The organism is Paenibacillus paridis, from assembly GCF_006345825.1.
In the GTDB taxonomy this organism is placed as follows: Bacteria; Bacillota; Bacilli; order Paenibacillales; family Paenibacillaceae; genus Pristimantibacillus; species Pristimantibacillus paridis.
This window is the reverse complement of record NZ_VCIX01000091.1, coordinates 108,019-127,804: the sequence shown is the minus strand read 5'-3', so window position 1 is coordinate 127,804 and position 19,786 is coordinate 108,019. Positions and strand designations below refer to the sequence as shown.

Annotated in this window: 18 protein-coding genes; 6 read left to right on the top strand and 12 right to left on the bottom strand. The window is 50.7% G+C overall.

Annotated elements, in window-relative coordinates:
• Nucleotides 1-189: 189 nt before the first annotated feature.
• The 6 genes from FJQ58_RS20675 to FJQ58_RS20650 form a co-directional block, all read right to left on the bottom strand.
• Nucleotides 190-642 carry a MarR family winged helix-turn-helix transcriptional regulator gene (locus tag FJQ58_RS20675; protein WP_139996710.1) on the bottom strand — a complete coding sequence of 151 codons (453 nt, stop codon included), beginning with the start codon at nt 640-642 and terminating at the stop codon, nt 190-192.
• 316 nt (nt 643-958) lie between these two features.
• Nucleotides 959-2,068, bottom strand: coding sequence for an MBL fold metallo-hydrolase (locus tag FJQ58_RS20670; protein ID WP_139996709.1), 1,110 nt, complete (start codon nt 2,066-2,068; stop codon nt 959-961).
• Nucleotides 2,069-2,172: 104 nt separating this feature from the next.
• On the bottom strand, nt 2,173-2,424 hold the full coding sequence (locus tag FJQ58_RS20665) for a GlsB/YeaQ/YmgE family stress response membrane protein (protein WP_139996694.1): 252 nt from the start codon (nt 2,422-2,424) through the stop codon (nt 2,173-2,175).
• Nucleotides 2,425-2,559: 135 nt separating this feature from the next.
• A complete protein-coding gene (locus FJQ58_RS20660) occupies nt 2,560-3,621 on the bottom strand; it encodes a HAMP domain-containing sensor histidine kinase (RefSeq protein WP_139996693.1) in 1,062 nt (353 codons plus the stop codon).
• A complete protein-coding gene (locus FJQ58_RS20655; protein WP_139996691.1) occupies nt 3,618-4,292 on the bottom strand; it encodes a response regulator transcription factor in 675 nt (224 codons plus the stop codon). Before FJQ58_RS20655 ends, FJQ58_RS20660 begins: the two co-directional genes overlap by 4 nt.
• 20 nt (nt 4,293-4,312) lie before the next feature.
• Entirely contained in the window at nt 4,313-6,058 is a 1,746-nt protein-coding gene (locus FJQ58_RS20650; protein WP_139996689.1) for an ABC transporter ATP-binding protein, read from the bottom strand.
• Between the two features lie 366 nt (nt 6,059-6,424).
• On the opposite strand from FJQ58_RS20650, the gene FJQ58_RS20645 reads away from it, so the two are divergent.
• Complete coding sequence (locus FJQ58_RS20645) at nt 6,425-7,405, top strand: N-acetylglucosamine kinase (RefSeq protein ID WP_139996687.1); 981 nt, start codon at nt 6,425-6,427, stop codon at nt 7,403-7,405.
• Between the two features lie 359 nt (nt 7,406-7,764).
• On the opposite strand, the gene FJQ58_RS20640 is transcribed toward FJQ58_RS20645, so the two are convergent.
• Nucleotides 7,765-8,139, bottom strand: coding sequence for a winged helix-turn-helix transcriptional regulator (locus tag FJQ58_RS20640; RefSeq protein WP_139996686.1), 375 nt, complete (start codon nt 8,137-8,139; stop codon nt 7,765-7,767).
• 127 nt (nt 8,140-8,266) lie between these two features.
• On the opposite strand from FJQ58_RS20640, the gene FJQ58_RS20635 reads away from it, so the two are divergent.
• The 3 genes from FJQ58_RS20635 (at nt 8,267) to FJQ58_RS20625 (ending at nt 11,451) form a co-directional block, all read left to right on the top strand.
• Entirely contained in the window at nt 8,267-9,295 is a 1,029-nt protein-coding gene (locus tag FJQ58_RS20635) for a zinc-binding alcohol dehydrogenase family protein (protein ID WP_139996685.1), read from the top strand.
• Between the two features lie 251 nt (nt 9,296-9,546).
• Complete coding sequence (locus tag FJQ58_RS20630; protein ID WP_139996683.1) at nt 9,547-10,725, top strand: FAD-dependent oxidoreductase; 1,179 nt, start codon at nt 9,547-9,549, stop codon at nt 10,723-10,725.
• Between the two features lie 51 nt (nt 10,726-10,776).
• A complete protein-coding gene (locus tag FJQ58_RS20625; protein WP_139996682.1) occupies nt 10,777-11,451 on the top strand; it encodes a TetR/AcrR family transcriptional regulator in 675 nt (224 codons plus the stop codon).
• A gap of 154 nt (nt 11,452-11,605) precedes the next feature.
• Here the strand turns inward: FJQ58_RS20625 and FJQ58_RS20620 are convergent, their stop codons facing one another.
• The 4 genes from FJQ58_RS20620 to FJQ58_RS20605 all read right to left on the bottom strand — a co-directional run bounded on the left by FJQ58_RS20620 (nt 11,606) and on the right by FJQ58_RS20605 (nt 15,375).
• A complete protein-coding gene (locus tag FJQ58_RS20620) occupies nt 11,606-12,010 on the bottom strand; it encodes a RidA family protein (protein WP_202915301.1) in 405 nt (134 codons plus the stop codon).
• Nucleotides 12,011-12,691: 681 nt separating this feature from the next.
• Nucleotides 12,692-13,306: a class I SAM-dependent methyltransferase gene (locus tag FJQ58_RS20615; RefSeq protein WP_238404212.1), complete on the bottom strand. Its 615-nt coding sequence runs from the start codon at nt 13,304-13,306 to the stop codon at nt 12,692-12,694.
• A gap of 32 nt (nt 13,307-13,338) precedes the next feature.
• Nucleotides 13,339-13,899: a class I SAM-dependent methyltransferase gene (locus FJQ58_RS20610; RefSeq protein ID WP_139996681.1), complete on the bottom strand. Its 561-nt coding sequence runs from the start codon at nt 13,897-13,899 to the stop codon at nt 13,339-13,341.
• Between the two features lie 27 nt (nt 13,900-13,926).
• Nucleotides 13,927-15,375: a DEAD/DEAH box helicase gene (locus tag FJQ58_RS20605; protein WP_139996679.1), complete on the bottom strand. Its 1,449-nt coding sequence runs from the start codon at nt 15,373-15,375 to the stop codon at nt 13,927-13,929.
• Nucleotides 15,376-15,639: 264 nt separating this feature from the next.
• On the opposite strand from FJQ58_RS20605, the gene FJQ58_RS20600 reads away from it, so the two are divergent.
• Together FJQ58_RS20600 and FJQ58_RS20595 are read left to right on the top strand one after the other, a co-directional pair.
• The gene (locus tag FJQ58_RS20600) at nt 15,640-17,475 is read left to right on the top strand and encodes an HSP90 family protein (RefSeq protein WP_139996678.1); all 1,836 of its coding nucleotides are present in this window, start codon (nt 15,640-15,642) and stop codon (nt 17,473-17,475) included.
• Nucleotides 17,472-18,530 carry a hypothetical protein gene (locus tag FJQ58_RS20595; RefSeq protein ID WP_139996677.1) on the top strand — a complete coding sequence of 353 codons (1,059 nt, stop codon included), beginning with the start codon at nt 17,472-17,474 and terminating at the stop codon, nt 18,528-18,530. The genes FJQ58_RS20600 and FJQ58_RS20595 overlap by 4 nt, the downstream gene beginning before the upstream one ends.
• Nucleotides 18,531-18,719: 189 nt before the next feature.
• Here FJQ58_RS20595 and FJQ58_RS20590 read toward each other — a convergent pair whose 3' ends face one another.
• Entirely contained in the window at nt 18,720-19,751 is a 1,032-nt protein-coding gene (locus FJQ58_RS20590) for a Gfo/Idh/MocA family protein (RefSeq protein ID WP_139996675.1), read from the bottom strand.
• Between the last annotated feature and the right edge of the window lie 35 nt (nt 19,752-19,786).

Here is a 19,786-nt window from a genome sequence, read left to right as displayed (position 1 = left end):
TCCATTTGGTTTTTATTATTGTTTAAAGAATCTTTAATTTAAGATATGTGACAAGCATAATCGGCTGACTATACACTCCGGCTACAAGTTAAACCAGTAAGGCTAAGCGGGAGAAGCAGCCGTTAGAAAACCCTATTTTGCCATGCGTATCAAATAGTTGTTAGATTTGCAGCAAATCCACAGGCTCAGCTACTTGTAATGCTCCTGTGCAAACTTGCCGAGCTTCTTCAACAGCTGGCTCGCCTGCATCTTCTCTTCTGCCGTAAGTCCATCTACCGCCTGTTCAATGACGACCTGATGGGCCGGGAAAACTTCTTCTATAAATTGTGTGCCATGCTCCGTAATCTCGGCATAGATGAGGCGTCTATCCTCGGTCGAAGCGCGTCTGCGTACCATTTCCTTCTTCTCCAGCTTATCTACTACATAAGTGATGTTGCCGCTGCTCATGAGCACCTTCTCGCCAATTTGCTGCAGGGGCTGCGGTCCTCTATGGTAAAGCAGTTCAAGAACCCCAAACTCCGTCCGGTTCAATCCATTCTTGCGAATATCGCGATCCGCATGGGCATTCACCCATTGAGTCGCTCTAGACAGCGCGATGAAGAGATCTAATGAATCATTTGGTTTCTGATTTTCCTTGGACATGATGATCACTCCCTTCTGCGCTGCATTTATCTTTAAGTTAATTATCTTGAATTAAAGATAATATATTTCGAAGCTCCTGTCAACACCTTTTACCAAACTAATTTGATTTCACCCATGAAGCTTGAAAAACTGCAGTCCGCACTCATGAGCTTATTGTAACCATTTGGTCTCCCTCATACGCTAGTATCAGTCGTTAAGCACACATTGGCGCTTAACGACAACTAACTCGAACGACCTAAATGCTGTTAGCATATGGACGCACGTACTGCTTCCATTATCCTGCCTTTTCATTCAGCTATTGCCATACCATCTTCGCTTATCGCCACCAAGGCAAGGAGGGATAAGCTGCCGACGGAACGAAGACGGTCTCGCCTATTTTCGGAGTAGCTATCCGCGCTTGGCGATCCATAGCTGCTTTAACTGCCCGCTCAACGGGATCGGTCCAATCATGCAGCGCCAGTGTAAACGCGCCCCAATGGATGGGAATCATCACTTTGCCTTGCACGTCCAGATGAGCCTGAACCGTTTCTTCCGGCATCATATGAATAGCAGCCCAGCGCTCATCGTATTGGCCGCATTCCATTAAAGTGAGGTCAAACGGGCCATACTTATCGCCGATTTCCTTAAAGTGGGGGCCATATCCGCTGTCGCCGCTAAAAAAGATTTTGGATTTGCGTCCCTCAATGACCCATGAGCACCATAACGTCGCATCTCGATCGGACAAGCTTCTGCCGGAAAAATGCCTAGCAGGCGTACAAGCCAGCCGCAAGCCAGCATATTCAAACTCATCCCACCAGTCATGCTCTTCAATAATAGCCGCGCTCACTCCCCATCTCACCAAGTGCGGAGCCACGCCAAGCGGTACAATGAATCGCTTCACCTTACCCTTAAGCTTCACGATCGATCCGTAATCGAGATGGTCATAATGATCATGAGAGATAATAACAGCATCAATTAGCGGCAGCTGCTCAATCTCAAACGGCAGCTTGCTGCTGAAGCGTTTGCCTCCAATGAAAGGGAACGGCGATGGCGCGCGGCCGAACATCGGGTCAAGCAGCAGCGTCTTCCCATCTAATTGAAGCATAGCCGCCGAATGGCCGAACCATGTGATGGCTGCTTTGCCGCTCTGCTCAGCTCCTACTTCCCCATTGCTCCCGCGAAACGGTTCGACAGCCACGGGAATGGCAGGCCTACCCTTTGGATTGCCTTTTGCAAATTCCACCAGCAGCTTTATTTTCCCGCCCATGTTGGTGTTGTCGATCGGTGCTGGTGTAGCGTTTCTAAACTTTTTTGCGCCATACTGCGCAGACCGGCTTAGCTGAGCCTTCCTCGCCTTCGATTGCCTAGCCCCGAAAGCAGGGTAGTAGTTCAGCAGCACATAAACCATGACGACCAGTACAACAATGATGCCAAGCAGTATCCACATGTTCTAACCTCTTTCAATTTCACAATTTTTATGCAAAAAAAACCGCTATTGAAGTATACGTTATACTTCAACAACGGTTTTATCAAGTTTTCGCAAAGATCGTCTTACGCTCTTCTTGCGCCACGCATAATGGCACTCAAAATCAGAACGACTACAATGGCTCCGATAATCGCCGGGATGAGCGCAAACCCGCCAAGCGAAGGACCCCACGATCCTAGAATGAGCGTACCTAGCCAAGCTCCGATAAAGCCAGCGATAATATTGCCGATAATGCCTCCCGGAATGTCACGCCCTGCGATCAAGCCACCTAACCAACCAATGATTCCGCCTACAATTAATGTCCACAATAGACCCATATTTATCTTCCCCTCTCTGTATTACGATATAGCTAAGATTAACCGTATATACCGGCTTTGAAACAAAGCCGCGAGATGTAAATTGTGGGAACGATACATAGGCTTTTATTGGCCTTCATAAAATGGAACCAACCGTTATTCGAAAGGCAGCGTAACTTTAAATGTCGAGCCTTCATGCAGCCGGCTGCTTACTCGAATGTCGCCATGATGCAGCTCTACGATCTTTTTCACGATCGACAGCCCAAGCCCGCTTCCATCGGCTGTTCTTGTCCGCTGCTTGTCGCCTTTATAAAAACGCTCAAATATGCGCAGTTGATCCTCCGGCGTAATTCCGATACCCGTATCCGTAATGTATACTTCGATTTGGTTTTCCCTGCTGTGCAGCCCAATCTTAACGCTCCCTAGTGCCGGCGTAAACTTGATTGCATTATGCACCAAGTTGACCCATACCTGGCTCAGCATCTCTTCGTTTGCTACGATTTCCGTTTCTTGAAGCGCAAGTTCCAGCTCCAGCTCTTTCCCCAGCCACTGCGGCTCGCAAGCAAGCACGACATTTTCCAATTGGGTGTCCAATCGGTAGCGCTTCTTATCCAGCTGCTGCTGCTCGGCTTCGAGCGTAGTCAGCTTCAGCAAATTGTCGCTTATGCTCGACAGGCGCGTCGTTTCCTGTTCGATAATCGACAAATAATGCTTTTGCTCCTCTGGGCTCAGATCCTCGCGCTGCAGCGTGCTTGCAAAGCCGCGAATCGAGGTTAGCGGCGACTGAATTTCATGCGATACATTGGAAATAAACTCCTGCCGCAGCAGCTCCACCTGCTTCAGTTCATGGGCCATATCGTTTATAGACTGAATAAAATCGCCCATTTGCCCGTGATATTTTTTATCTTGGTCAACAATGACATTAAAGTCGCCTTTAGCCATTCGCTTCAGCGCGTCCATCATTTCCTTCCATACCGCTCTTTGCTTCGGCCGAACCAACACGTTCACGACTGCAAATATTAATATCATGATGAAAACGCCCAAGCCCCAATTCACAAGCTGAAGCAGATACTCCGGCATGCGCACTTCATGATGGGAATAGAACCAATGGGTCAGCCAGTAGGCTAGTGAAAAGGCGCCGCCGCTGAAAGCGAACACCATCGCCGTCGCGCCCGAAATCCGCACCGCAATCTGCCACTTATTATATTGTGAATTCATTTCAATGCCTCCAGCCGATAGCCAAGGCCGCGAATGGTACTGATCTTAATCGATACGTTCCATGCAACAAATCGTTCTCTCAATCGATTAATGTGTACGTCAAGCGTTCGCTCGTTGCCATCAAAATCATACCCCCATATCGCTTCAATCAGCTGATTGCGCGTCAAGGTGCGGCCGAGATGGCTAACCAGCATGAACAGCAGCTCGAACTCCTTCGGCGGGAGCGTACAATAGTCCGCGTGTACTTTCACTTCAAACGTCTGGCGATCCAGCATCAGCTCGGCAACGGACACCTGCTGAGAAACGGCAATTCGGTAGCGCTTCATTAGCGCCTTGACTCTAACAGCAAGCTCAGCGGGGTCAAACGGCTTCACCAAGTAATCATCCGTACCCAGATTAAACCCTTTGACCTTATCTCCCATTTCCCCTTTGGCTGTCAGCATGAGCAGAGGAATATCATAGTGCTGCCGCAGCTGCCTGCAGAGCTCCCAGCCGTCCATATTCGGCATCATAATGTCAAGGATGACCATGTCTGCCGGCAAAGCCTCCATTTGCGCAAGCGCTGATTGCCCATCCGCAGCTTCCTGCACGTTCAAGCCTTCTTTCTGCAAAATAACGCGAACAAGCTCCCGGATATGCGGATCATCGTCCACAACAAGCACATAGCCCATCATTGCACCCTCTTCTCTGCCTAGGAGGCCGTTTTATTCATTCTTAGCTGGCCATTGGCGAACTCGCGATACATCGCGTGGCTGGCATACAGCTCTTCATGCGTTCCAACGCCCGTAATGATCCCTTTCTCCAAAAAGACAATCGAATCCGCGTCGACGACCGTGGATAACCGATGCGCGATGACCACCGTCGTTCGCCCGATCATCAGATTTTTGAGCGCATCCTGCACGACCTCCTCCGACTTGCTGTCCAGATTGGAGGTTGCTTCATCCAGCATCAGTATATGAGGGTCACGCAGGAGCGCCCTCGCAATCGCAATCCGCTGCCGCTGTCCGCCGGAGAGCTTGATGCCGCGCTCGCCAACCTCCGTATCGTAGCTGTCTGGCAAGGCTTCAATGAAACCATCCGCATACGCCCTTCGCGCCGCCTGTTCGATTTCCTGATCGGTGACCTCGCGCGTCAAGCCGTAACATAAATTATCTCGGATCGATCCTGCGATGATCGGGCTTTCCTGCGAAACGTAGCCGATCTGGCTGCGCCACGAGCGAAGCGAGGCATCGCGGATATCCGTTCCGCCTAACCGGATCGCGCCGGAGGTCGGATCATAGAAACGCTCCAGCAGCGAGAATAGCGTCGTCTTGCCGCTGCCGCTCGGGCCGACCAGCGCCGTTACCTTGCCTGCTTCAATCGTCAAGCTTACATCCCGAAGAATCGGCTCCTCCGGCTTGTAGGCAAAGGATACGTGGTCTACTTGCAGCGTTTGATTCATTTTCGTAACGGCTTTGCCGCTTTCCTGATCTTCCTCTTCTGACTCTATAATACCAATAATGCTGTCCGTCGCCCCCATCGCCTTCTGAAACTGCGTGAAAAACTGCGAAATTTGCGTAATGGGAAGCATGATTTGGAACAGGTACATGATAAATGCAACCAGTTCTCCCGCGGTCATGGCACCTGATGACACCTGAACGCCGCCAAAGCCAATCAAGCAAACGAGCAGCAGCAAAATAATAAAAGTGATAATTGGCGAAATAAGCGCCTGCATCCGGGCTTCCTTCAAGCCGAGGCCAAACAGATTTTGAATGCCTGTGCGTCCTTGCTCATATTCCACCGGCTCAGAGCCCGAAGCCTTCACGAGACGGATTTCGGAAACAACCCGGTTCACAACCGAGGTAAACTGGGCATTTTCCGCCTGCGTGGATTTGGAAATGCTGTACATTTTACGACCGATGGGAATCATAATCAAGGCTGCAACCGGGAACACCGTCAGCATAATCAGCGTCATTTGCCAGTTCATGTAGAACAGGATCGACAGGGCGCCGATAATCGACAAAATCCCTGTGAAGAAGCCGGTCACATGCTCCGTAATCAATCCCTTGAGCAGCGCTGTATCATTGGTCAGTCGGCTAATCGTATCGCCTGACGACTTGTTGTCATAGTAGGGAACAGGCAAACGAAGCAGCTTGCTCCACAGCCTCTCGCGGATAGACGATACAATCTTGTTTCCGCTGTAATGCAGCAAATACACCGAGACCCCGCCCGATACCACCTGCGCAATGAACGCTATCGCCATGCCGACAATCTGGGCCGTGCTTAACGAACCGAGCGAGAAGCCGTTCACCATGTTTTTCGTAAATAACGGTATCGTCAATCCAACGAGCGTGCTAATCAAACTTAGAACAATGGCTATGGTCAACATCTTCTTTGGAGGATTTGTCTCCATGATCAGTCCGTTAAATCGCTTCACATTGCTTTTTTTATCTTTCATTGCTCCCACTCCTCTATCTCTCTTCTCTCCACTATGCCGTTTACTTTACCTTCCCTGTTTAAACGCAATTTAAACAAAGCGGCAAGCTGCCGCAGGATCGCTGAATACCTGTTAATACCGTTTTTCAAAAAAAGGGTTGCAGCTGAAGTTGCGTGAGAAATGATCGCTAGGCTACAGGTAAATACAGCTCTGGCGAAAGGGGATGGTGAAGAGATAAAGAGCAAGCCGGAAAGCCCGCAGCTTCATACGGAAGAAGCAGTATCCTCCAAAAGGAACAGCTTCTTTTTTATGGAAAATAGCGGTAAAATAAATCATGCGGCTCATTTCATCTTGGGCTGAATCAACGAAATAACTAGGGGGAATCCTATGAGCACCAAACAGGTCGTTATCGGTATCGATGGCGGCGGAACGCATACCCGTGTGATGATTAGCGATAAACAGGGACATGTTCTGGCTTACTTGGAGCGAGGCTCAGCCTCCATCTATAAAGACAAGCAGGCTGCACAAAACGTAAAAGGAGCCATAGCCGAAGCGCTGCAACAAGCAGACCGGACAACTGCTGACATACAAGCATTGGTTGCCGGGATCGCAGGCTATGATGCACCATCCGATCTAGAGTGGATAACGCCGTTAACAGAGCTGCCGGGTCTGAACTGCCCCGTCTTGCACGTCAACGACGCTGTATCCGCACATTCAGGTGCGCTGATGGGCAAGCCTGGCATCGTCGTTATAGCTGGAACTGGCTCGATTATTGTAGGCGTAACGGAAGATGGGCAATTCATTCGCAATTATGATTTTCATCATTATGCCGTAACTGCTGCCCGCTCCATCGCTTACGATGCCGTATACGAAGTGCTTGCTGGCAGCTATGACGAATCGGACAAGGGATTGCTGGACTCCATGCTTGCGCACTGGAGAGTTCCAAGCTTAGGCGAGCTTGCCGAGCTAGCAAAAAAAGGATTCCTCGAAGAGCGCCGCGCACGTGACAAGCAGTTTGGCGACTTCGCCCCCGCGGTTACCAAAGCGGCAGAGCAAGGAAGCTCCGCAGCGATCCGTGTATGCGAGCGAGCGATTGGCCAAATCAAAATAGGCATTGAGCTTATTGCCGCCTCCTTCGCTAGCGAGGAAGTTTCAGTCACCTTCATAGGCAGTGTAGCAAACAGTGCTTATTACTTAGAGTCACTAAGGGAAAAGCTTGCCCAAGGGAACAACAAACGCTATCTTATCGTACAGCCGCAATTCCCGCCCGTCATCGGCTCGGTCTTACTCGCGCTAAAGCAAGCGGATAGCTCCATTGATGAGGGCGCCATTAACCAATTACAAAGGTGGGAGCTCGGCAAAAGTTAGCGCTAATTAACGTCCACCAATTGCAGAGATGGGAGCTCAGCAATCGTTAGCGCTACTTTACGTTCACCAACTGCAGAGGTCGGTGCCCGGTGATAGTTAGCATTTCTTAACGGTTAGTCCAATCTATAGGATCCCCGTCCGTAATCGTTTGCCTACTCGCTATCCTGCATCTGTGCAGCAACTTATCCTTATTCCGTGCGCTTGAGCAGCCTATCCTTCAAAATCGCATGATAAACGTATGATTTAGCAGCTCCATACACCAAAAAGAGCAGCTCTGCTGCGACGATGCAACATAGCTGCTCATTCAAGCAGTTTATTACCCCCTATCCTGCCAACGTGCAGGATAGCCTGCCGACAAATTACTTCGTCTGCCTGTTTTTCGAAAGCACCAGCAGGCTGTCCTTATAGGTTTCCCCCCACTGCTTCATTTGCAATATAATCGGCTTCAGCGTTTCCCCGAATTCCGTCAGCGAATACTCCACCTTCGGCGGTACCTGATGATAAACCTCGCGATGAACGATCCCGTCGTTCTCAAGCTCTCTAAGCTGTAGGGTCAGCATGCGCTGGGTAATGTTCGGGCATATTTTACGAAATTCATTAAACCGCTTCGTTCCATCGATTAGATGATACAGGATGACGCCTTTCCACTTGCCGCCAATCACGTCCAGCGTGAATTCTACGGGGCAGCCTTCACCGGATGGACAATCGCCATACCCGCTTATCCGGTCTCTCATCTCAACTCATCCTCACTTTCATAGTATACATTTTGATACTACATCACATGAATGTGCGTACTTACGTATCTGTAGGTTAACACCTATACTAGGGCTATGGCTAGTCAAAAAGAGAGGAATGAACCATATGACCACAATGAAAGCAATTGGATTGCACCGTTATTTGCCGATCGAACACGTTGAAAGCCTCATCGATTTCCAAATGGATAAGCCTATTCCTACGGGCCGCGACCTGCTAGTGAGAGTTCAGGCAATTTCAGTTAATCCCGTAGATGTGAAAGTCCGTGCTCCTAAGGAAAAAATTGAGGCAGCCCCGCGCGTGCTCGGCTGGGATGTCTCGGGTATCGTCGAAGCTGTCGGCCCACATGCCTCACTCTTTAAACCGGGCGATGAGATTTACTATGCGGGCAGCATCACGCGCGCAGGCGGCAACAGCGAATTTCACCTCGTGGATGAACGCATTGCCGGCTACAAACCGAAAACCCTTGATTTTGCTCAAGCCGCAGCCTTGCCGCTTACCGCCATCACGGCATGGGAAGGGCTCTTTGACCGTCTCGGCATCTCACACGACTGCGGCAAGAATGAAGGCAAGTCTATCTTGATTATAGGCGCTGCCGGTGGAGTTGGTTCCATCGCTACCCAGCTCGCAAGCGAAGCAGGATTAACTGTGGTTGGAACCGCTTCGAGACCCGAATCCGCAGATTGGGCACGGGCACATGGCGCTGCCCATACGATTAATCACCATGAGTCTTTTTTGCCTCAGCTGCAGGCCATCGGCCTTGCATCGGTCAACTACATTTTCTGCCTTAACCAAACGGAGCAGCATTGGGCCAATATGGCTGCAGCGATTGCACCACAAGGAAAAATTTGCTCTATCGTCGAGATGAGCTCGCCTATCGACCTCACCCTGCTCAAAAACAAAAGCGTCACTTTCGTTTGGGAGTTCATGTTCACAAGAGCAATGTACGAAACGGCAGATATGGAAGAGCAGCATCGGTTGCTGAATGAGATTGCCAAGCGAATCGATAACGGCACGCTTCGTTCCACCCTTGCAAAGCGGCTGTCCCCGATTAATGCCGCTAACCTGCGAGAAGCCCACAAAATCATCGAGACCGGCAGCATGATTGGAAAAATCGTTTTGGAGCGGTTTGAATAAGCTAACTTCGTTTCTACCGGATTGCCCATCGTATCGGGATGAAAAAGCCCAGTCGAAGGCATTTCGGTTTTTTTATTGCTTTGATCGCGGCTTCCAATCCATCAGCAGCGCTTTGAGTGTCTTGCACAGATGATGGGAATCCATCCAAAAAGCATTCTCACCTTTAACGAACATTGTTCTTTACGAACGGTGTTCGTTATGGTATAACTAGATCAATTCATTTCAAATCTAATACCGAGGTGTTGACTATCATGACAACTACAAACGCAGTAACAAAGAAACAACAACGCATAGCCATCGTCGGCGGAGGTCCTGGCGGGCTGACTCTTGCCCTCATTCTCCAGAGACACGGCATACCGACCGTCGTCTATGAACGCGAAGCTTCGCCATCGAGCAAGCAGCAGGGCGGTTCGTTGGATCTGCATGCGGAGTCCGGACAACGAGCGCTCAAAGAAGCTGGCTTGTATGAGCAGTTTCAAGCCATTGCCCGCTATGAAGGAGAAGATTTCCGCATTTTCGATAAAACCGGAAGAAACTATTGGGATGAAGTCGCTGATCCCGATGACACCGATGAAGGACAACGTCCCGAGATCGATCGCGGCACGCTGCGCCGGCTGTTGCTTGATGCTCTCGATCCGGGCTGCATCCGCTGGGGATATAAGCTGGACCAAGCCATTTCCTTGGAAAATGGTATGCACGAGCTTCGCTTCGAGAACGGGCACGTGGACACTGTGCATCTTGTCGTAGCAGCCGATGGCGCCTTCTCCCGCATTCGCCCGCTTCTTACGGATGCCGTGCCAGCCTACACCGGGCTCAGCATGGTTGAGATTAGCTTGCGGAATGCTGTCGCAATTCATCCTGAAATCGCCGCTTTCAACGGACGCGGCAAAATGTTCGCACTCTCCGACCATAAAGCCATTATCGGCCAGTTGAATGGAGACGGAACCATCCGGGTATATCTGAGCTTTAAAGTCGAGCAGGATTGGCTGGATACTTGCGGCATTCCCTTTGACCAACCCGAGGAGGCAAAGCGGCAGCTGCTTCAGCAGTATAGCGATTGGGACGAATCCCTAACCAAATATATCCGCGATGCCGATGGCCCTCTGCTGCCAAGACGCATTTATATGCTCCCTGTCGGTCTGACGTGGGAGCATAAGCCGGGCATCACGATGATCGGCGATGCTGCCCATGTAATGTCGCCGTTTGCTGGAGAAGGTGCGAACTTAGCGATGCTGGATGCTACAGAGCTCGCATTGTCCCTCGTGCAGCACGACGATATCAACAAAGCCATCTCCGACTACGAGCAGAAGATGTATGGCTATTCCTCTAAATCAGCTGCGGAGTCGGATGATAGCCTAAAGCTTTGCTTTGGCGATGATGCCGCAGCGAAGCTTAGCCAGATGATGACTCAATTTCATGAGCAGCACTAAAAAGCGCGCCCGATTGTTTACTAATTTAAGCGGGCATGCTATAAGGAAACTATGGATAAACCTACTCGAACCATTATCAGTCGTCGTTCGCGGCCTGCCAAGGAGCCGCTAAGCAAAGAGCTCATTATAAAGACCGCCTTGGAGTTATTAAAAAGTGAAGGCCCATCCGGGCTAAGCATGCGAAAAATCGCCAAAGCACTAGATACGGGCCCTTCTTCGCTTTATGTCTATGTCACAAACCTGCAGGAGCTAAGCGCTTATGTGTTAGATCACGGGCTTGGCAAGATGGCATTGCCTGATGTCCAAGAAGGCTCCTGGAAAACGAACCTGTTTGATGCGCTAAACTCGTACCTCATGGTTTTGTATGAGACCCCGGGCATCGCTGAGCTTGCGCTTACGACCATTCCCGTCGGACCCCATTCGTTAGCGTTGACGGAGTATATTCTTGAGCGGCTGCATGAAGGAGGCATCCGTTCCACTTCGGCAGCTTGGGGAGTCGATCTGCTGCTGCTTTACCCGGCTTCGGTCGCTTTCGAACAAGCTTCCCGCAATCAGAAGGGCTCGCCGCTCCACGCGCTTACCGCTTCTTACCAGACGCTTGATGCGTCACGTTATCCGCTACTCGCGGGCCTGAAGGACGAAATGACCTCCTCCGGCGGCAAGGAACGGTTTCATTGGGGGCTTGAGGTCATCCTGCAAGGAATTCTAAACAAGCAGGATCAATAGAAATAGACATGCAGGATTGGTCAGACCTCGCCCGTGTTCTGCCGCAAATAGAAAGAGCCGCCCCATGAATGGGGCGGCTCTTTCTATTCTCACCTTCGCAGCTTGCATTTCGCACCACTGCTAAGTGGCTTCACTCTCTATATGACGGACTGCGTTAACCAGCGGCCCACACGTCCAGTTCAATTTTTAATTCAGGCAAACCTAATCCTTGAACATAAGCAATGGTCATGGAAGGAGGCGTATCGCCGAAGGTTTGATTCCAAATGCCATAGAAATGGTCCCAATCAATTTCTTCCGTTGCCCAGATATTAACCTTAACCACATGATCGGGAGTCAGCTTCTGAGAAGCAAGAATCGCAACAATATTGCCCATCGTATTGGTCACCTGCTGATTGAAGTCCGAAGGGATATGCTCGTTCATGTCCACGCCAACTTGACCAGAAAACACATACATCTCCGCATGTCTGCTGATCTTAGTTACATGGCTATATCCACCGACAGGTTTCGCTATATTTTCCGGATTATATCGTTGTACAACGTTATGGTTTGAATTCATCATGGATAAAGTCTCCTTATATATTGAAAATAAACCGCCAAATTACGGTGATCCATTTTCACTGTTTTTCTATGTTCTGAATTGTTGACAGACCTATCCCGTCCACATTCATTCTAGAAAAAAACAGCAGTGGAATACCCGATGCCCCAAGACAGCGATTTGATCGATCTTTTTTTCATCCGGTATCCCTCCTTCCAATGTATAAGAAAAATGACTGACTACAATAGCTTATCATGAACAATATCAAAATTGTAGTCAACGTTTGATCGCTTCGCAAAAGCTTCATTTTTCAAGATCAAGTGATATAGTTGGAATTTCTCCCGCTAATTTATCATTATTCGCTCGGAAAAAGAAATAGATGGAAATTATACCGTTAATCCGACCGTTTTAGAGCTAAGAAGACGACCTTGGGTAATTTAGAAGGACAAATTCCAGCTAAACATCTCGAACAACATAATTTCATAAAAATAACGCCATAAATTCCTGCTAAATCAAATAGGAAGTCGTCATAACGAGGTCAAAACGAAGACATATTGAAATGGAAGCTCAGATAATGAGGCAGCTGAAAGCCTGATTTTCTACACCTATCATTTGTCGATTTAATAGTTCATTCTAAATGAAAACAAAAAAAACGCACGTTGGTCACTTTTGCGAAAGTGTCCGACGTACGGGTTAAAATCATGCTTAGCCAAGCTTCTGTATACACCAAGTCGTCATGCAGCGTTTGCCGGCTACGATAACGGTTTTGAGAGGCTCGTATAACTCGCCGTTCAGCTTCTCGGTCATTTGCAGCAGACGTTCCTCGTTCACGAGAAAACGAGTGCTGCCGTCGGGAAGCAGATAACGCTCATTGCCAAGCGGCTGCATAGCCGATTCCATTCCAATCGAAGAGGCCAAGCGCGCGAACAGCCGTCCGCCGGGCTTCAGTACACGCCAAAGCTCTTGAACCATCTGCTCAAAATGGGCCTCATGCTCCGCAAAATGCAGCACTGCGCTGCTGATAACAAAATCAAAGCTCCCAGCGGGAAAGCTCAGCTGCTCAATCGATTCCACGCGCGCCCGATCCTTCTGCCAATCAGGCACTAAAGCGGCTCCGAGCTTCTGCACCTCCGAAACCGCGGCCTCCGAACGGTCGGTAGCATACACCTCATAGCCCTCGCGGAGCAAATAGGCGATGTTCCTTCCCGACCCGCAGCCGGCATCGAGGATGCGCTGCTCCTTCGTGATCCGGCCCTTCAACAGCTGGTCAAATAAATAAATATCGATATCTCCGAATTGTTCCTTAATGCTCATTTGCATGAAAGGACGCCACCTCTTTCCCGTTTCCGTCTTCAGGCCGTATAGAGATAAACCTTAGTCCGATACATGTCACGGCAAACCATAATCTGCTCTGGCTCCCATCCCGGCAGCGCAAAACAGACGCTTATGACTCGCGTGCCAGGTTTTAGCTGATCCCGAAATAACTCGCTTAACCGCTGCATCGCTCCCGGAAAGAGATAACACACAACCATATCCACATCCCGGTACAAATATGTGTATAAATCGCCTCTAACGAACGTTACATTCCGGCTGTGATCCCATTTGGCAGCCAAAAAAGATATCCACATGGGGATAAGTGAATTTTCGATCCCTATAATGCGCCAGCCTTTCGTGCTTCTTCCGATTTGCAATGCCAGCGTTCCCCAGCCCGAGCCTGCCTCTACCATCAAGCCCCCGTTCCCGCCTGGGAGCCTGCGAATCGCCGAAATGACCGCTCGCCTGACAGGCTCTGAAGCAGGCATGGGGGAAATGCCGTTACGCCAGCTTACATAGACAATAGATAAGACCGCAGCCAGCACGGCTGCGGCCACCGATAGTAACACGATCTGGTAGACGAGGCTCTCGATCGTCATCGTCCCCCTTCCAACCCGCGCTATGTCTTAGGACTTATTCCCTCTGCGAACCTTCAGCTGCTTGCCTTTAACCGTTGTATTACGCATCACCTCAAGGACGAGCGAGCCTTTTCCGTTCAATATTTCAACGTCCGTAACATTGTCGAGAATGGTAATAATCCCGATATCGTCGGCCGAGACGCCTTCGATCTTGGCAATCGTGCCGACAAAGTCCACGGCCCGAAGCTTCTTTTTCTTGCCGCCGTTGAAGTTCAGCTTCATGATCTGCTTGTTCAACTGCTCGCGTTTATCCTTCTTAAGGACTGGACCGATATTTAGCTTCTGCTCAAAATCCTCGCGACGAAGATCAACCGCCTCTTCGGAAGGGGCCTTGGCTCTCGCAATAGAGAATCCGATATACTCCTCGATTTCCGCTAGTCGCCTTCCATCCTTAGGCGCGACGAAGGTAATGGCTTTGCCCGTCTTCCCTGCCCGTCCCGTCCGTCCGGTACGGTGAACGTAGCTTTCCTTCTCCAGCGGAATATCGAAGTTAATGACATGGGTAATATTCGTAATATCGATGCCTCTAGCCGCTACGTCTGTCGCAACCAAATAACGGAATTGTCCCCTTCGGAAAGCATTCATGACTTCAAAGCGCTCGTCTTGCTCCATGCCGCCGTGTATGCGATCGCAAGGATACGAGAGGTCAGCCATCTGCCTGAATACGTGGTCCACGTTCTCCTGCGTGCGGCAGAAGATGATGCAGCTATCCGGATTTTCGGTAATCATCACGTCCTGCAGCAGCTTGAACTTGTCCGCTTCCTTTACCTCGATAACCGCATGCTCGATCGTCGCCGTAGTCAGTCCCGAAGCCTTAATTTCTACCTCTACAGGCTCCTTCATATATCTGCGCGACAGCTTGGCCACATCTTCTGGGAACGTCGCTGAGAACAGCATCGTTACCCTTTCCGTTGGAAGCTGTTGAATAATCGCCTGCACCTGCTCGATAAAGCCCATATTCAGCATTTCATCGGCTTCGTCGATGACCAAATATTTAATCTTCTCAATGGCCAGCGTGCCCCGCTCGATATGGTCATGCACGCGCCCAGGCGTACCTACAACCATATGCGTTCTTTGCTTCAGCTCCGCCTTCTGGATATGGAAAGGGGCTTTGCCGTAAACCGCCATGGACTTAATCCGCTTGAAGCGCCCGATGTTCGTAATATCCTCATTGACTTGAAGCGCAAGCTCTCTTGTCGGTGTCAGTACAAGCACCTGCGGCTTGTTCTCGTTCCAATCGACCAGCTCGCACAGCGGAATGCCGTAGGCTGCCGTCTTGCCGCTGCCTGTCTGGGATTTAACCACCAGATCCTTCTGAGCAAGCGCCACGGGGATCACCTCACGCTGCACCTCGGTTGGCGTTTCATAGGACAGGCTCTCTAGCGCCCGCACGATTTCTTGGCTCAATTCATAATCCGAAAATTTGATTTCACTCATCTATAGACCTCTTCTGCACATGTAGTTTATTCGTAACTTTAAGCATAGCATACTCGCTGGCCTTTTGATCCATAAACCTTTGCCCTCCACGCATAAACGGCTTGCTGATGCTTAGGCATAAGGTCTTAGGGCACATGAAGAGTCAAGACCTTAGTCTTATTATTCAACCAATATTGGAAATATAACACAAAATGATAGTAAACTATTGGTTATACCCGCCAGCATAGGAGCTATTCGAATACAACGATTAAGGGAGAGTGTCCGATGAGTGAGCAGCAGGAATACCGGTTTCAGGTTAATCTAAGCGGAATGATCAATATATTATCTAATCACTTATATAGCAGTCCAAAGGTATTTTTGCGGGAGCTGCTGCAAAATGCAACCGACGCAATTACGGCAAGAAGCAGCGTTGACCCCTCCTACAAAGGGAAGGTATCCGTTGAAATCGCAGGAAGCGGCGAGCAGGTTACGATGACGGTGGAGGATACGGGCATCGGCCTAACGGAAGAGGATATCCATCAGTTTCTTGCGATGATCGGCCATTCGTCCAAGGTAGGCAAGGACTTCCTCGCCACGGAAACCTCCTTTATCGGCCGCTTCGGAATCGGCCTCTTGTCCTGCTTCATGGTCAGCGACGAGATTGTCGTGCTGACCCAGTCGGCCAAGGGTGGCCCTTCCATGGAATGGCGCGGCAAGCCGGACGGCACCTATACGATCCGCAAGCTCGATACACAGCTCGCAATCGGAACCAAGGTGTACCTCCGCTGCAAAGCCGATTGCGCGGACTATTTTGAGCCTGCTGCCGTCGAAGAGCTGCTTTTCTATTACGGCGCCTTGCTGCCGTATCCGGTCACGCTGGTCGCAGGCGGACAGCAGAAGACCATTAATGCTACGCAGCCCGTGTGGTTCGCGGAGCCTGAGCTCGCCCGCGGCAAGCGCCGCGAAGTACTCGATTTCGGAACCCGACTTCTTGCGGAGCCCTTCGAAGATTTCATCCCGCTGCGCACGGCTAACGGCCGTACCGGCGGGATTGCCTACATTCTTCCGCATAGCGTGAATCTGAATACGCGGCGCTCCCACAAGGTTTACTTAAAGCAAATGCTGGTTTCGGATAAAGCGGAAAATATTTTGCCGGAATGGGCTTTCTTCGTCAAATGCCTGATTTGGACCGATGAGCTGCAGCCGACGGCCTCGCGCGAGCATTTTTATGAGGATGACCGGCTGCAATCCGTACGCGATGAACTAGGGGAAGCCATCCGTGATGAGCTTGTGCGCATCGGAAACCATGAGCCCGAACGGCTGCAGCGCATCATTTCGCTTCACGCCCTGCCGATGAAGGCGCTGGCTGCGGAGGACGCCGCTTTCCTGAACACCATCTACAAATGGCTCTCCTTCGAGAGCACTTATGGCGAGCAAACGCTCGGTGAGCTTATCGACGAGAAGAAAAAGATCTACTATACCGCTACGGTCGACGAATACCGCCAAATAACGCATGTAGCGGCAGCGCAATCCTTGCTCGTGTTAAACGGCGGTTATATTTATAACCACCAGCTGCTCGAGGGAATCGCGTATATGAACCCCGAGCTTGAGCTAGAGCGGCTAATGCCGGAGGACGTATCTTTATCATTCACCGATTTGACGATGGAGGAGAAAAACGACCATTACGACGCGATCCGACTTGCCGATATCACGCTGCAGCGGTTCCGCTGCCAAATCCAGCTGAAGCGCTTCAAGCCTGCCGAGCTGCCGGCCCTCTATACGCTGTCGAAGGAATCCTCCGCACTGCGATCTCTGGAGAAGGCGAAGGAAAGCAGCACGGATCTGCTAGCATCGGTGCTTGGCAATTTAGGCGGCAGCTTTGGCGAGTCAGCTTATTCCACGTTGTATTTCAATTTGGATAACCCGCTCATTGACCGCTTATTCTCCTCAGGCAGCAAGGATATGCTTCCTGCCGCCGTGGAGATGCTTTATACGAATGCGCTAATGATGGGGCATTACCCGCTTAGCCGGCAAGAGCTTGCCGTGCTTAATCAAGGCATCGTTCGATTTATCGACTGGGGTTTGTCCGCGAATGCGGGGAATGGAGGGGCTTCTAAATGAACTATGATTTCGAGACACTAATGGATGAAGCTTATGATTTGCCCGATGGGCTTGCGAAGCTGGAGGTTCTGGAAGCGGCGGCACGGTATGCCGACGCGGAGGGGGACATCGAGCAAGGCTTTGAAGCGAGAAAAGAAATCGTGCATACTGCTATTTTTCACGGTTACCCCTTAAAAGCATTGATCGCCTTCTCTTGGCAGCTAGGGCAATATGACCGAAATCCCGAGCAGTTCGGCAGCTTCGATCTGATGTGGTCTTATAAGTGGATTGTCGGCCAGGTGGCGCACTTCCCGGAAATCCCGCTTCATAAGATCGAGGAGCTCGTGGATGACCTGGGCAAGCGCTACAAGGAGCACGGCTATAATGAGCGCACTTATTTCTATTACCGCTTCCGCGTTGCCATGGACCTTGGCAAGATGGCAGAGGCCCAAACCTATCTGGAGCTATTCCAAAAGGCCGAACGCGATTATATGAGCGATTGCGATGCTTGCGAGCAAAACCAGATCGTTCAGTTCTACTCCCAGCTCGGCGAGCACGAGAAGGCGCTAGAAGCTGCGCAGCCGATTCTGTCCGGCGCTATGAGCTGCGCGGAGGTGCCGCATATTACGTTATCCTACTTGCTGCTGCCTATGCTTGAGTTGCAATCAGAGCAGGATGCGCGCAAGACCCATAACAGAGGTTACCGGCTCATTAAAGGCAAACGTGACTTTATCGAAACGGTTGGCAGGCACATGTCGTTTCTGGCTCGGACGGACGTGAAGAAAGGAATAGAGTTGTTTGAGCACCACTTGGCAATGACTCTCGATCACGAGGACCCGTTCCACAAGCTGGTATTCCATCTCTACAGCGCGCAGCTGCTGCAGAAGCTCGCGGCGAACGGATCCAAATACCGTCCAAGGCTGCCGATGTCCTTCCTCGTCTCAAACGAGGAGATGAGTCTGGCGCATCTGGCCGATCATTTTGCCCAGCTCGCCTTGTCGGCTGCTCAGCAATACGACACTCGCAACGGCAACTCGTATTATATGGAGTGGGCTGAGGAAGCGCTTCGCGCGTAGCGCGTACGTAGGCGAGCGACAAAGAGGCCAATAGCAGCTATATTCTGGGCATTGGGCTTTACTGAACTTGCCGCAAATCATCATGGTCGCTTAGCATCTGCTTCAGGACCAACGCATTTCCCTACAAAAAGGCTTTTCCTAAAGATCCGATTAGGATCAGAAGGAAAAGCCTTTTTTTGCTGCGAGCGATTAATAAACGACTTTCACCGGCGTTCTGGTTTTGGCGGATTCCATAATCGCTAAAATAACCATCGTCGTGTTGTACGCATCCTCAATTGTCACCTGGAACGGCTCGCCCGTAATCAGCTGATCTACGAAATGACGGATACTCTCGTATGCGAAGCCCTTGGGCTTGCCATGGATGAAGTGGCGGACCAGCAGATCCGGGCGGTCTGCCTTCGTTTCCGTGAATCGCTCCATCATCTGGCTGTGCGTGGGATCAATATTGAACATCCCTTTCGTACCCGTAATATTAAGCTTCATATCGTTCACGTTCGGATTGGAGTTCGGCGTGATCCAACCGTTCTCCATCGTAGCGATGCCGCCGCCGCGAAATTCCAGAATCGTCTGATACACGTCGACGGTATCGACTCCCTCGCTCTTCAGCACACCTTCGCGGGATACGGAGTAAACACGCTCCACCTCGTCATCAAACAGCCAGCGCAGCACATCCACGCTATGATAACCAAGAAACCAAAGGATCGACGACTTGGCAGCCCACGGCAGCAGATCGGTCGCCACCCATTTGATGTCATTTAGCCGGTAATATGCGCTGTACGGCTCTCCGATCTCCCCGTCCACGATACTCTGCTTCGGCAAGGCGACAAGAGGGCTCCAGCGGCTGTGCAAATCCACCATCATCCGCACGTTGTTGCGCTCCACGGCCTCGACGATTTCCAGCGCTTCCTCGCGGCTGGTCGTCAGCGGCTTCTCGATAATGAAATGCTTGCCTGCGTTCGCGCAGTCCACCGCGATTCTCGTGTGGGCAAAATCCGGCGTCACGATAGCGACCGCATCCACATCGCCGCTGCGCAGCATCTCGTTATGATCGGTAAAAATGCCGCTTTCCGGAATATTAAACTTTGCCGCCAGCGCTTTAGCCCGTTCCACATTCATGTCGCATACAGCCGCAACCTCCGCGCACGGATGATCGTTGTAAATGAATGCATGGGTCTCCCCCCATGTGCCCGCTCCTACAATCCCCATTTTAATTTTCTCCATACCTCTCATCGCCTTTCAGTCAATTTAGCATGCCG